Origin of the sequence: Thermobifida cellulosilytica TB100 (assembly GCF_001517975.1) — a bacterium.
GTDB lineage: Bacteria > Actinomycetota > Actinomycetes > Streptosporangiales > Streptosporangiaceae > Thermobifida > Thermobifida cellulosilytica.
This window is the reverse complement of the sequence record NZ_KQ950181.1, coordinates 34,648-47,624: the sequence shown is the minus strand read 5'-3', so window position 1 is coordinate 47,624 and position 12,977 is coordinate 34,648. Positions and strand designations below refer to the sequence as shown.

General features: G+C 72.3%; 13 protein-coding genes. 5 read left to right on the top strand and 8 right to left on the bottom strand.

Annotation, left to right across the window (positions count from 1 at the left end; translation table 11 throughout):
• The first annotated feature begins 17 nt into the window (after nt 1-17).
• Nucleotides 18-944 (top strand): glucose-6-phosphate dehydrogenase assembly protein OpcA, encoded by a 927-nt coding sequence (locus AC529_RS06510; protein WP_068754687.1) that lies wholly within the window; start codon nt 18-20, stop codon nt 942-944.
• Entirely contained in the window at nt 941-1,729 is a 789-nt protein-coding gene (gene pgl / locus AC529_RS06505) for a 6-phosphogluconolactonase (RefSeq protein ID WP_068754684.1), read from the top strand. Before AC529_RS06510 ends, pgl begins: the two co-directional genes overlap by 4 nt.
• A gap of 339 nt (nt 1,730-2,068) precedes the next feature.
• On the opposite strand, the gene AC529_RS06500 is transcribed toward pgl, so the two are convergent.
• On the bottom strand, nt 2,069-2,452 hold the full coding sequence (locus AC529_RS06500) for a hypothetical protein (RefSeq protein WP_068754683.1): 384 nt from the start codon (nt 2,450-2,452) through the stop codon (nt 2,069-2,071).
• A gap of 266 nt (nt 2,453-2,718) precedes the next feature.
• Nucleotides 2,719-4,986, bottom strand: a complete 2,268-nt coding sequence (locus AC529_RS06495) for a rhamnogalacturonan lyase family protein (protein ID WP_068754681.1) — start codon at nt 4,984-4,986, stop codon at nt 2,719-2,721.
• A 195-nt stretch (nt 4,987-5,181) separates the two neighbouring features.
• Here AC529_RS06495 and AC529_RS06490 point away from each other — a divergent pair, with 195 nt between their 5' ends.
• From AC529_RS06490 to AC529_RS06480, 3 genes are all read left to right on the top strand, one after another.
• Nucleotides 5,182-5,463, top strand: a complete 282-nt coding sequence (locus AC529_RS06490) for a zf-TFIIB domain-containing protein (protein WP_068754679.1) — start codon at nt 5,182-5,184, stop codon at nt 5,461-5,463.
• A 224-nt stretch (nt 5,464-5,687) separates the two neighbouring features.
• On the top strand, nt 5,688-5,930 hold the full coding sequence (locus tag AC529_RS06485) for a hypothetical protein (RefSeq protein WP_068754677.1): 243 nt from the start codon (nt 5,688-5,690) through the stop codon (nt 5,928-5,930).
• 170 nt (nt 5,931-6,100) lie between these two features.
• The gene (locus tag AC529_RS06480; RefSeq protein ID WP_068754675.1) at nt 6,101-7,576 is read left to right on the top strand and encodes an amino acid permease; all 1,476 of its coding nucleotides are present in this window, start codon (nt 6,101-6,103) and stop codon (nt 7,574-7,576) included.
• A gap of 9 nt (nt 7,577-7,585) precedes the next feature.
• Here AC529_RS06480 and AC529_RS06475 read toward each other — a convergent pair whose 3' ends face one another.
• The 6 genes from AC529_RS06475 to secG form a co-directional block, all read right to left on the bottom strand.
• Nucleotides 7,586-8,686, bottom strand: a complete 1,101-nt coding sequence (locus tag AC529_RS06475) for a GNAT family N-acetyltransferase (protein ID WP_068755875.1) — start codon at nt 8,684-8,686, stop codon at nt 7,586-7,588.
• Nucleotides 8,687-8,808: 122 nt separating this feature from the next.
• Nucleotides 8,809-10,032 (bottom strand): allantoate amidohydrolase, encoded by a 1,224-nt coding sequence (locus tag AC529_RS06470; protein WP_068754673.1) that lies wholly within the window; start codon nt 10,030-10,032, stop codon nt 8,809-8,811.
• Nucleotides 10,033-10,327: 295 nt separating this feature from the next.
• Nucleotides 10,328-10,957 (bottom strand): alpha/beta hydrolase, encoded by a 630-nt coding sequence (locus AC529_RS06465; RefSeq protein WP_068754671.1) that lies wholly within the window; start codon nt 10,955-10,957, stop codon nt 10,328-10,330.
• Between the two features lie 3 nt (nt 10,958-10,960).
• Entirely contained in the window at nt 10,961-11,911 is a 951-nt protein-coding gene (locus AC529_RS06460) for a ring-cleaving dioxygenase (RefSeq protein ID WP_068754669.1), read from the bottom strand.
• A gap of 224 nt (nt 11,912-12,135) precedes the next feature.
• Nucleotides 12,136-12,459: an RNA polymerase-binding protein RbpA gene (locus tag AC529_RS06455; protein ID WP_068754667.1), complete on the bottom strand. Its 324-nt coding sequence runs from the start codon at nt 12,457-12,459 to the stop codon at nt 12,136-12,138.
• 162 nt (nt 12,460-12,621) lie between these two features.
• Nucleotides 12,622-12,858, bottom strand: coding sequence for a preprotein translocase subunit SecG (gene secG, locus AC529_RS06450; protein ID WP_068755873.1), 237 nt, complete (start codon nt 12,856-12,858; stop codon nt 12,622-12,624).
• Between the last annotated feature and the right edge of the window lie 119 nt (nt 12,859-12,977).

Sequence of the window (12,977 nt, the reverse complement as noted above, 5' to 3'; positions counted from 1 at the left end):
CGTTCCGGGGAGGACCGTTGACCCTGTATCTTCCGCGAACCACGACCGCGCAGATCGTCGAGGAGCTGGCCGCCGAGCGGCGCAGTGTCGGCGGCGGCGCGATGAACCTCGTCCTCACCCTGGTCATCGTCACCGACGAGGCCGACCACTACGACGCGGTGCAGGCCGCCACCGAGGCCGGGCGCGAACACCCCAGCCGGGTGATCGCGCTGATCCTGCGCGATCCCGACACCGAACCGGCGATCGACGCCGAGATCCGCCGCCCCGGCACGTCCGGTCCGGGCGAGACCCTGCTGCTGCGGCTGTACGGGCCGCTCGCCGAGCACGCCGACTCGGTGGTCACGCCGCTGCTGGTGCCCGACTCCCCGGTGGTGGCGTGGTGGCCGGGCGTCGGCCCCGCCAATCCGGTGGCCGACCCGGTGGGGCGGCTCGCCAACCGGCGCATCACCGACTCCCACCGCGCCGCCGACCCGGTCGCCGACCTGGTGGAGCGCGTCCGCCACTACCATCCCGGCGACACCGACCTGTCCTGGACCCGCACCACGCCGTGGCGCTCCCTGCTGGCCTCCACCATGGACCAGCCGTGCAGTTGGATCACCGGCGTGGAGGTCGCCGCCGAGGCGCACCTGCCCAGCGCCGACCTGCTGGCCGCATGGCTGGCGCGGCAACTGGAGGTCCCGGCGCGGCGCCGCGTCTCCACCGGCCCCGGCATCACCGAGGCGGTCCTGTACACCGAGGACGGCCCCATCACCATCAGCCGCAAGGACGGCCGGGTGGCCACCCTGCACCGCCCGGGCCGTCCGGCGCAGACGGTGGCGCTGTCGCGGCGCCGCACCGCCGAGTACCTCGCCGAGGAGCTGCGCCGCCTGGATTCCGACGAGATGTACGAGGCCGCGGCGAAGGCCATGGTGGAGCGGTTGAGCGAAGCGGAGGTGCCGTCGTGAGCCGGATCGTCACCCCGCCCACCGTGGTGGTGCAGCCCGACGCGGACCTGCTCGCCAAGGCCGCTGCGGCGCGCCTGGTCACCCGTCTGGTGGACGCCCAGGCGCTGCGGGGCACTGCGTCGGTGGTGCTGACCGGCGGCGGCATCGGCATCGCGGTCCTGGAGCAGTTGGCGCTCTCCCCGGCGCGCGACGCCGTCGACTGGTCGCGGGTGGACGTGTGGTGGGGTGACGAGCGGTTCCTGCCGTCCGGCCACGCCGACCGCAACGAGACGCAGGCGCGCCGCGCGCTGCTGGACCACGTGCCGGTGTCCGCCGAGCGGGTGCACCCGATGGCGGCGTCGGACGGGGCGGACGGCGACGACCCGGAGGCGGGGGCGCGCCGCTACGCCGACGAGCTGCGGGAGGCCGCCGAGTACGGCGACCCGGTGCCGGTGTTCGACGTGTGCCTGCTGGGGGTGGGGCCGGACGCGCACGTGGCCTCGCTCTTCCCGGAGCGGCCCGCGATGTACGAGACCGAGCGGACCGTGGTCGCGGTGCACGGATCGCCCAAGCCGCCGCCGGTGCGGATCTCGCTGACGCTGCCCGCGATCCGTTCGGCCCGCGAGGTGTGGCTGCTCGCCGCGGGGGAGGCCAAGGCCCATGCGGTGCGTCTGGCGCTGGACAAGGCCGGGCCGGTGCAGGTGCCCGCGGCGGGCGCGCGGGGCCGCTCCCGCACCCTGTTCCTGCTGGACCGGGCGGCGGCGGGGGCGCTGCCGCCGGGCTTCTCCGTTCCCGGCACGGCGTGACGCCGCGGGGGCGGCGCTGTCGGGGCCGAACGGGAAAGGGGGCGGACGACCGCGGTCGTCCGCCCCTCTTCTCCTCCCATCCCGGCGGTGGTCGGCAGCAACGGTGCGGCGAAGCTGGTGTCGGCTGAGGGGTGCGGTATCAGGCTTGTGGCCGCCGGGACGGCCCGCGGTGCCGCACGCCGGGAGAACTGCGGGCCGGTCGGGGCACGGCGTTGTCGGCGCGGGCAACACGCAGAGTGGTCGGATCAGCGTTTTCCAGCACCGATCAGAACAGAGAGTAACATGACAAACACAACAGGGAAAAGGGTTAAGGCTTTATTTTCTGATTTATTTCTGCAACTACGGTTCCGTTACCTCTCCCGCTCCCGGCTCTTCGCACACCATTCGGCGCAGTTCCGGTCCGGTGTGGCAGTCGAGCGCACGGCACCCGACGACCGTGCCGTCGGCGGAGCGCACCAGGTCCGTGGGGACCAGCAGGTCGCGGCGCCCCGGGTGGGCCGCGGCGACCAGGGTGGAGACGATGTACCAGGTCCCCGGGCGCTCCTCCGGCAGTACGGTGCGCCCGTGGTACTGGCGGACCAGGGGGACCCCGTCGACCTCGCCGACCCGCACCCGGACCACCGGCACCCGCACCGGCCGGGCCGCGGCGGGGTAGCGCCCGATCACCCGAGCGTCGTCGGAGAGGACCGTCACCTCGTGCGGTGTCAGGTTGAGCAGCGGCATCCGGGTTCTCTCTCACCGTGGGTGCGGGCCAGGGGCCACACGAAACGCAAAAGGTCTCCTGTCCCTCTCGGACAACACGGCAAAGCGGGTTCGGGCCGCGCCGAAACCCCGCGGCCTGGAATGTCCGAGAGGCGGGCCAGGCCGACCGGCTGTCCCCCGGCATCCGGGCGCGCCGCGCGGCGTCGGCCGACGACGTGTCGGCGGCGGGGCGAGGCCTACTGGGGGCGGGCCGCCGCACGGCGGCCCGCCTTCGGTCTGCCTGCCGGTCAGGGGTAGTAGATGTCGGGCCACGGCGGTGTGGCCATGCCGTCGCCGATGTGGAAGGACGGGTGCGGCGGCTGGTTGTAGGCGGTGTTCTGCCAGGCGATCGCCACCCGGTACTGGGTGTCGTGCATCAGGGTGGGGATACGCAGGTCGGTCGGGTGCGGACTGGCGTAGATGCGCAGCGCCGAGTTGTCGCTGGTGCGCCAGATGACCTCTTCGCGCCAGTCGCCGAGGATGTCGCCGGACAGCGCCGGGGTGGCCTTGGTGCCGTTGTTGGAGGCCACGCCGCTGCCGGTGAGCAGTCGGGTGTCGCCGCTCGGGCCGTACTTGTCGATGCGGGTCTGGTCGAGCAGTTCCCGGCTGGGGTCGCCGTCCCACCAGACCAGGAAGTTGGTCGAGCTCGGCTTGCGTCCGACGTTGCTCCCGGAGGTGTTGAGCAGGCCGCTGACGCTGGAGGACCAGAACTCCGCCCCGGGGCTGCCCGCCCAGATGTCCCCCGCGACGCCGCGGCCGTTGTCGCTGCCGGGGGCGGTGCGCCACAGAGTGGACCCGGTACGCGCGTCGGCGAGCCACGCATCGGGCTGGGAGGTGCTCTCGGAGACGCCGTAGACCTCCAGTCCGGGACGGTTGGGCACGAAGTCGCCGACGTGCAGGGCGTCGCCGTGCCCGTACCCGGTGGTCCACATGCCGTTTCCGTTGTCGTCGACGGCCATCGCGCCGAACATGACCTCGTCGCGGCCGTCGCCGTCGGCGTCGGCGATGGACAGGGAGTGGAAGCCCTGGCCGTCGTAGCCGCGTCCGACGTTGGTGGAACTGTTGGTGTCGAAGGTCCAGCGCCTGCTCAGCCGCCCGTTGCGGAAGTCCCACGCCGTGATGACGGTCCGGGTGTAGTAGCCGCGGGAGAAGATCATGCTGGGCCGCCGCCCGTCCAGGTAGGCGGTTCCGGCGAGGAAGCGGTCGACCCGGTTTCCGTAGGAGTCGCCCCACGACGACACGGTGCCGCGGGCGGGCACGTAGTCGACGGTGTCCAGGGCGCGGCCGGTGCGCCCGTCGAAGACGGTGAGGTACTCGGGGCCGGACAGCACGTAGCCGGAGGAGTTGCGGTAGTCGGCGGAGGCCGAGCCGATGACCGTGCCCGCACCGTCGCGGGTGCCGTCGGCGGTCTTCATGGCGACCTCGGCGCGCCCGTCGCCGTCGTAGTCGTAGACCTGGAACTGGGTGTAGTGGGCGCCGGCGCGGATGTTGCGGCCCAGGTCGATGCGCCACAGCCGGGTGCCGTCGAGTTCGTAGGCGTCGATGAGCACCGGGCCGGTGTAGCCGGACTGGGAGTTGTCCTTGGCGTTGGTGGGCTCCCACTTGAGGACGATCTCGTAGCGGCCGTCGCCGTCGAGGTCGCCGACGCTGGCGTCGTTGGCGTCGTAGGTGTAGGAGGAGCCGTTGACGCTGCCGCCCTGGGGGCGCTGGAGCGGCACGTCCAGGTAGCCGTCGGTGAAGTTGAGGGAGGCGGGCGAGGCGGCCTGCTCGACGCCGCCGACGACCGGGCGCACCGTGTAGGAGGCGTTCGCCGGGGCTCCGGAGTCGTAGTAGGAGGTGGCGGAGGTGAGCGGGGTGGAGTTGAGCCGGGTGGAGCCGCGGTAGACGTTGAAGGCGACGTTCCGCGGGTCGGACCCGAGCAGCCGCCAGCTCACCAGGTTGCCGTTGCCGCTGCGCACGCTGATCAGGCCGCGGTCGAGCCGTTCGGCCTGGCGGGTGCCGCCGGGGTCGGGCTGGGGGTCGGACGTCCCCGGCTCCTCCGGCTGTTCCGGCTGTTCGGGGTTCTGGGGGCCGCCGGGGTCGGTCTGGCCGGTGCAGACGGTGCCGTTGAGGGTGAAGGAGGCGGGGATGCCGACGGTCCCGTTGTGGGTGGCGTTGAAGCCGAAGCTGACCGTGCCGCCGGTGGGGATGGCGGCGTTCCAGGCGGTGTTGGCGGCGGTGACCTCGGCTCCGGAGGTGCTGAACTCGGCGTTCCAGCCCTGGCTGAGGCGTTCTCCGGAGGGGAAGGTCCACCGCACGGTCCAGCCGTTGACGGGATCGCCGAGGTTGGTGACGGTGACGTTGCCGGTGAACCCGGTGTTCCACTGGTTGACGGTGTAGTCGACGCTGCATCCGGCGGCGGCGTGGGCCGGGCCGCTGAGCACGGCGGCGCCGGTGACGCCCAGGGTGAGAGCGGTGAGGACCGCGAGGGCGCACGTGGAGCCGCGCCGCCGGGTCCCGGGGGGAAGATGCTGCACGAGGACTCCCGGTGGGGATTGGTGTCAGGAGGAACTCGTGTTTGGGATCGCTCCCAAAACGACGTGTGCACAGAAAGTAACACACCGAACACACTGGGGAAAAGGTTTTCCAAACCCTGCGCCGCAGCCCGGAACCCCGGAGGGAAGTCCCCCTGAGGCGGGAACCGACCGGTCGCGCGCCGGATCTGAAGGGGTATGACCGGGATCTCCTGTCCCAAGTGCCCCGGCATCCTCGTACGGCAGACCCTCGCCGGAGTGACGGTGGAGAAGTGCTCCCAGTGCCGAGGGCTCTTCCTCGACCGCGGCGAACTGGAGGAGCTGCTGGAGGCCGAACACCGCTGGACCCGCGGCTTCGAGGGCGGCTACACCGGAGGGCGGCGCCGCCGCACCGACGACTCCGACGACGACCACGACAAGGACTACCAGGGGGAGCGGCGCAAGCGTCAGCAGAGCTTCCTGGACGAGATCTTCGAATGACGCCCTCCCGCCGGGCGCGGCGCACGGCGGGGGCTCCGCCCGTGCGCCGCGCCCGGCAGGGCCACCCCGAACCGGGAAGAACCGACACAACGGGCGCCGGACTCCGCTAGTCTCTTGGGGACTGCGTCCCCGCCCCGGGCCTGCACGAAGACCCAGGACGGCATTCGAACACGTGTATGATCACGGTGCCAGTACCCGTACCGCTACCGAAGGGGAGCCGCATCGTGGTCACCGAGGTCTTCACCCGTAAGTACTGCGACCCGCACGCCGTCAACGGCGAGAAGGTCGAGGCCACCGAGGTCATCCAGTTCGCCTGGGACGGCGTGGTCCGCGAGGTGGACGCCTGCGAGGAGTGCAAGAAGGACTACGACACCAGGTTCGAGCCGCTGCTGGACTACTCCCGCCCGGTGAAGAAGCGCCGCACCGTCAAGAAGGCCGAGTCCACCGACGCCCCCGTCGAAGGCTGACCGGCCTCGCGCCCCACACTCCAGCGCACCCCTCGGCTGTGCCACGCGGCCGGGGCCGCTCTCCGCGGCTCCGGCCGCCTTTGTCGTATCAGGGGAATTCTCCGCCCCGTTCCCGGGTAGCAGGCCGACCGCCCGGCGGTGCCGGGCGGGCAGACGGGACTGGAGAGCACTTGAGCATCTGGCGCACCAAGAGCATCGAGCAGTCGATCAGGGACACCGACGAACCCGGCCACCGCCTCCGCCGCGACCTGAACGGCTTCGACCTGGTCGTCTTCGGCATCGGCGTCATCATCGGGACCGGCATCTTCGTGGTCACCGGGCGGCAGGCCGCCGAGAACGCCGGACCCGCCATCGTGCTGTCCTTCCTCATCGCCGGGGCGGTGTGCGCGCTGGCGGCCATGTGCTACGCCGAGTTCGCCTCCACCGTGCCGGTGGCGGGCAGCGCCTACACGTTCGGCTACGCCACCCTCGGCGAGTTCGTCGCCTGGGTCATCGGCTGGGACCTGATCCTGGAGTTCACCCTGGCGGCCTCCGTGGTGTCGGTGGGGTGGTCGGAGTACGCGGGCGACCTGGCCGGGTTCCCCCTGTCCGTGCCGGTGGCGGGCTATCCGGTGAACCTCGGCGCGATGGCCGTCGCGGTGGTCCTGGGGGTCGTCGGCATGCTGGGCGCCAAGCTGTCGGGGCGGGTCACCGCGGCCGTCGTGGCGGTCAAGGTCGGCATCGTGCTGTTCATCATCGTCGCGGGCCTCACCTACGTGGACCCCGCCAACTGGACGCCGTTCGTGCCCCCCTCCGAACCCGTGCCCGCCGGGAGCGCGGGGTCGGGTGCGAGCGACATCCCGCTCACCCAGCTCCTGCTCGGCCTGGAGCCCACCTCCTTCGGCCTGTGGGGGGTGATCTCCGCCGCCTCCGTGGTGTTCTTCTCCTTCATCGGCTTCGACATCGTCGCCACCACCGCCGAGGAGACCCGCAACCCCAAACGGGACATGCCCGTGGGCATCTTCGGGGCGCTGATCGTGGTCACCGTGCTGTACATGGCGGTGGCCGCGGTCGTCACCGGGATGCGCCCCTACCCGGACCTGAACGTGGAGGCGCCCCTGTCCGACTCCTTCCGGTCGGTGGGCGCCGACTGGGCCGCGTCGCTTATCTCCCTGGGCGGCGTCGTCGGCATCACCACCGTCATCCTGGTGCTGCTGATGGGCCAGTCCCGGGTGGCGTTCGCCATGTCCCGCGACGGACTGCTGCCGCGCGCGCTGTCGCGCACCCACCCCCGGTTCGGCACGCCGTACGTGACGGCGCTGCTGACCACCGCCGTGGTGGCGCTGCTGGCCGGCCTGGTCCCCATCGGCGCCCTGGAGGAGATGGTGAACATCGGCACCCTGTTCGCGTTCGTGGTGGTGTCGGTGGGCGTGGTGGTGCTGCGCCGGACCCGCCCCGACCTGCCGCGCGCCTTCCGGGTGCCGTGGGTCCCGGTCCTGCCGCTCCTGGCCGCGCTGGCCTGCCTGTGGCTGATGCTGAACCTGACCGCGCTCACCTGGATCCGGTTCGCGGTGTGGATGGCGCTGGGCGTGACCGTCTACTTCTGCTACGGCATGCGCCGCAGTCGGCTCGCCGAGCTCTCCCGGCCCCGGACCGAGGGGGTGTGAGCGGCTCGCCTACAGGTACGTGTTGCCCGGAGCGCCCGCCTGGCCGAGCAGCGTCATCAGCCGTCCCGGCCGCCGGGACGGCACAGTGCCCGCGACCGGCATGCGGGCCTGGACGACGCCGCCGCGGGGCGGGGAGACGGTCGCACCCAGCCGCCGCATGATCCGCTGCATCGGCTCGTTGCCGGGCAGGGTCTCGGCGCGCACCTCGGCCAGCCCCCAGTCGGCGGCGATGGCGGTGAGCACCCGGGCCATGCAGGTGCCGATGCCGTTGCCCTGCCAGACGTCCTCCACCAGGAACGCGATCTCGCCGACGCCCGGGTCCATCGTGTACATCAGGTGTGCCAGCGCGACCGGCTGGTCCCCGTTCATGGGCCGGGCGGCGAGGGTGAGTCCGCGCTCCCGGTCGCAGAAGACGTTGAGCAGCCGGGCGCTCAGCTCGTCGACCGCTGACAGGTAGCGGCGGCGCTTCGTCTCGGCGGAGGAGCGCCGGTGCAGGCGTTGCAGCGCTTCGGAGTCCTCCGGGCCGACCTGCCAGACGAACAGCTCGGTGCCGCGGTGGGTGACGACCGTCCCCCGGGTGGGCGCCGGCCCGGTGGGCGGCAGCACCGACCGCACCAGGGCGTCGGCGCGGGCCGACTCCGTCCAGGTGAAGGGGCGGTCCACGCGGCGCAGGCGGACCGCGCGCAGCGGTCCCACCGGGACCAGCAGGACGCTCTCGGGCTCCTCGGGGAAGTCGGGGACGGGCGTGCCGAGGGTGGTCCAGCGGGCCTCGTCGGCGCCCAGGAGCTCCCGCAGCGCCTCGGGCAGCCGGTTCGGCTCCGAGCGCAGCCGTGCGGTGAGCAGCAGCGAACGGGTGACGTCGTCGCCCACGTCGCGGGGGGCGGCGGGCACCGCCAGGACGTCGCCGTCGCGGCTGCGCGCGGCGAGGTCGGCGACCAGGCGGTGGTGGGATCCGGGAACGTCGACGATGAACTCGTCGACCGCTCCGACAGCATCGGTGTGGATGGACACCCCCGCGACGTTGCCCCCGTGGTCGGCCATGACCTGGACGATCCTGGCCAGCTCGCCGGGACGGTCGTCGACCGCCACGCGGATGCGCCACAGACTCATCTCCACCACCCCCTGGACCCTTCCAGCCTCGGTCGCCCAGTCTCGGCAGCGGATGTTTCCGACGCACTACACGGGTGTAAGAGGCGGGCGAAGCTCGGCTGCGCGCCCGCCGACGGGGGCCGTCAACTCTTGGCGTCGGTGAGGTCGGCGAGGACCTCGGTGAGCGCGGTGACCCCGGCATGGCAGTCGGCGGGGTCGGCGCGCTCCTCGGGGGCGTGGGAGATGCCGGTGGGGTTGCGCACGAAGAGCATGGTGGCGGGCACCGCCGAGGCGAGGATGGCCGCGTCGTGTCCGGCCCCGGTGGACAGCAGGGGTGCGGGCGTGTCCTCCCCTCCGACGAGGGCGGCCAGCCGGTGGCACAGGTCGCGGGGGAAGTCCACGCGGGGGAAGAAGGACTCCTGGAAGTTGCTCAGGCTGACCCCGTGCTGGGCCGCGGCGAGGCGGGCCGCCGTGTCCACCCCGGCGACGACCGCGCGCAGTGCGGCCTCCTGCGGGGCGCGCGCGTCCAGCCAGGCGCGCACCCTGGAGGGGATCGAGTTGCTGGTGTTGGGGCTCAGCCACACCCGGCCGATGGTGGCCACGGCGTCGTGCTCGACGGCGGCGCGGCGCACCGCGGCGACCGTCTCCGCGAACGGCAGCATGGGGTCGTTGCGGTCGGCGATGCGGGTGGTCCCGGCGTGGTCGGCCTGGCCGGAGAAGTCCAGGCGCCACCGGCCGTGCGGCCAGACCGTGGCGGCCACCCCCACCGGGGCGCCGTGGCGGGCCAGGGAGCGCCCCTGCTCGATGTGGAGCTCCACGAAGACGCCGATACGGGAGAGGCGGTCGGGGTCGGCGCCCATGCGGTCGGGGTCCAGGCCGGCATCGGCCATGGCCCGCGCCCAGGTGACGCCGTCGGAGTCGGTGAGGCCGCGGGCACGGTCGGCGGTGATGGCCCCGGTGAGCAGGCGCGATCCGAGCCTGGGCACGCCGAAGCGGGCGCCCTCCTCCTCGACGAAGACGACAATGGCCAGGGGGCGCCGGGGGCGCAGTCCGCGCCGGTTGAGCTCGTCGACGGCGGCCAGTGCGCTGACCACGCCGAGGGGGCCGTCGAATCCTCCCCCGTTGGGGACCGAGTCCAGGTGCGACCCGGTGACGACGGCGTCGGGGCCGGGCTCGCCCAGCCAGGCCCACAGGTTGCCGTTGCGGTCGGTCTCCACGGTCATCCCCCGGGCGTCGGCCTCTCCGGCGAACCAGGCCCGAAGCTCGGCGTCGACCGGCGTCCAGGAGAGGCGCCGGTAGCCGCCTGTGGTGCGGTCGCGTCCCAGCGGGGCGAGACCGGCCCACAACCGGTCGAAGGTGTCGCTCACGGGTCGCTCCTCATCGTCACTGGGTTCTGACTGTCGGGCTGGGCGGCGTGCACCGCCTCCCCAAGTCTCCCGAACCGGTCACTCCGGGAAAGCGAGCTCCCGTACCGGCCGCGCCGCTACGGTTCTCCGCTCTTTCGGGCGCCCCCCTCCAGTCGTAGCACCTCGCCTTGCGAGGCGCACTGCCGCACTCCCCTCCCCGGCTCCGTGCCCCGCAGCGCGGCGGGCGCCCACCAGGACGGATTCGGTGGGCGCCCGCCGGTGTGCGTGGGACGGACACGCACAGTGTGAGAAAGGTCTACCTCGTGGTCGCGGCGAACCACTGCCGGGCCCGGTGCAGAGCCTCCGGGGGGAGGCCGTGCCCACCCGGGTGCTCGTGCATCTGCACGACCGCTGAGCATTGTCGCAGTTGTTCGGCCAAGAGGCGAGCCTGTTCGAGGGGCGTGAGGGAATCGGCTGCCCCCGCGCTGAGAAACACCTGGACACCGGTGAGGTCGGCCGCGGGGAGCGGGCGTCCCTGCAACGGCGCGGCGGCCGCGAACAGGGCCGCCCGGCGCAGCAGGCCCGGGTGGAGCAGCAGGGTCGCCGCGGCCATGTTCGCCCCGTTGGAGAAGCCGACGGCGGTCACGGACGCGGGGTCCAGGTCGTAGGCGGCGGTGGCCGCGCGCACGAAACCGGCCAGTTCGGCGGCGCGGGCGACGACGTCGTCGACGTCGAAGACGCCCTCGCGCAGGCGGCGGAACCAGCGGGCGGCGCCGTTCTCGTCGACCCGGCCGCGCGGCGACAGCAGCGCAGCGCCGGGGGCCAGGGAGTGTCCCAGGCCCAGCAGGTCGTACTCGTCGGCTCCGGTGCCGTGCAGCAGGAGCAGGGTGGGCGCGCCGGGCCGCGTTGCCGGGCGGAACACGTGGGTGAAGCCGAGATCGGTCAACGGTCACTCCGGGATCGTCAGTTCGGGCAGGGCCCGCAGGATCTGGTCGCGCCGGGGCTCCAGCCACGGCGGCAGCCGGAGCCTGCGGCCCAGCTCCAGCAGCGGCTCGTCGTAGTCGAACCCGGGGCCGTCGGTGGCGATCTCCAGCAGCACCCCTCCGGGTTCGCGGAAGTAGATCGAGGTGAAGTAGGAGCGGTCGCGTACCTCGGTCACGCGCACGCCCGCCTCCAGCAGCTCCCGCCGCCAGTCGAGCTGGACCTGCTGGTCGGGGGCGCGGTAGGCGACGTGGTGCACGGTGCCCACGGCGACCTCCCCGATGCGGGCGGTGGGCGCGGCGACGACGTCCAGGACGGTGCCGACGGCCTCCCCCGCGGCGCCGGTGCGGAAGCGCAGGCGGTCGCCCTCCTCCTCGGTCAGGGTGAAGCCGAGCTGCTCCTGGAGCATGGCGGCGGTGGGCTCGGGGTTGCGTTCGGTGAGGGTGACCGCGCGGATGCCGCGGACGGCGTGCTCGGCCGGGACGCCGCCGCCGTCCCAGGGGTCGGTGTCGTGGTGGTCGGGGCTGGCCACCAGTTCGAGGACGAGGCCGTCGGGGTCGCGCAGGCTCAGCACGTCCTCCCCGATCCGCTCGGCGGGACGGCTGGCGGGCACCCCCAGTGCCGCCAGGTGCCGCTGCCACCAGCCGAGCGATCCTTCGGGCACGGAGAAGGAGGTGACGGTGGCCTGGCCCGCGCCGAGCCGTCCCCGGGGCGCCTCCGGCCAGGGGAAGAACGTCATGACGGTGCCCGGGTTGCCCGCGCGGTCGCCGTAGTACAGGTGGTAGGTGTCGGGCGAGTCGAAGTTGACCGTCTGCTTGACCAGCCGCATGCCCAGCACGTTGCGGTAGAAGTCGGCGTTGGCGAGCGGGTCTCCGGCGATCGCGGTGACGTGGTGGATTCCTGCGGGGCGTACGCTCATGGCGCTCCTCCTGGTCCGGGCGGCCTGTCTACACCGCACAAACAGTTGAAATTTAAACTTTATTCCGGCAATGCTCCACCCCTCCCGTGACCGGCTCCGGACACGGCGAAGCCCCCGCGTCCGATACGCGGGGGCTTCGCCGTGGTGCTGTGCTCCACGCGGGAGGGGAGGCGGGCAGGCCGCCCGGGCCGTCACCCTCCGGCGAGGGCTTCCTCACCGGAGCTTCAGTCGTTCAGAGGCTTGAAGGCGGCCGACATCGCGGCTCGCTCGGCACGCAGCTTGGCCAGCGCCTCTTCCAGAATGGCCTGGCCGTCGGCGTCGCTGCGCCGCTCCTTCACGTAGGCCAGGTGGGTCTTGTAGGGCTCGGTCTTCGGGGGAGCCGGGGGGTTCTCCGGGTCCTTACCCGCGGGGAAACCGCAACGGGGGCAGTCCCATTCGTCCGGGACCTGAGCCTCGTGCGAGAAGCTCGGAACCACTTCGTGCTTGTTGGCACAGTAGAACGCGACACGAATCCGCGGCGCCGCCTCACCGCGCTCGGCCTCGCCCATCGGGCCGGCACCGACACGACTACCGCGGATGGCACTGCCACTACCCACGAAAAACTCCTTCAGCGTGATGTGCCCCGGGGACGCTGTCGCACGCTCCGCGGAACGCACAGCACCGAGCGCGCATGCCCGGGGCCTGCGGGCGCAGGATCGCGATGCTGTGGACTAGCCCTGACGGAGGATGAGCAGGCCGAGCGCGACGATGCCGACGGTCCACACCAGACCGGTGGCAACGGTCAGCCGGTCGAGGTTGCGCTCGACCACCGAGGATCCTCCGAGGGAGGAGGTGACGCCGCCGCCGAACAGGTCGGAGAGGCCACCGCCTTTGCCCTTGTGGAGCAGCACCAGCATGATCATCAGGACGCTGACGATCATCAGGGCAATGGAAAGACCGACGATAATCACACGCTCACCCGTCACTCAACCCCGACGAGGGGGAATCCGAACGACCAGAACTCCCGTCCAGACCCGCACACCTGCGAGAAAGCGAGAACCCGGACAGGGTATCGGGAACATTACCT

Bases quoted from the DNA above. Each gene is read 5' to 3' on its own strand.
- AC529_RS06500 (WP_068754683.1), bottom strand. From the start codon at position 2,452: ATGCCGCTGCTCAACCTGACACCGCACGAGGTGACGGTCCTCTCCGAC.
- AC529_RS06490 (WP_068754679.1), top strand. From the start codon at position 5,182: ATGACCGGGATCTCCTGTCCCAAGTGCCCCGGCATCCTCGTACGGCAG.
- AC529_RS06475 (WP_068755875.1), bottom strand. From the start codon at position 8,686: ATGAGTCTGTGGCGCATCCGCGTGGCGGTCGACGACCGTCCCGGCGAG.
- AC529_RS06460 (WP_068754669.1), bottom strand. From the start codon at position 11,911: ATGAGCGTACGCCCCGCAGGAATCCACCACGTCACCGCGATCGCCGGA.
- AC529_RS06455 (WP_068754667.1), bottom strand. From the start codon at position 12,459: ATGGGCGAGGCCGAGCGCGGTGAGGCGGCGCCGCGGATTCGTGTCGCG.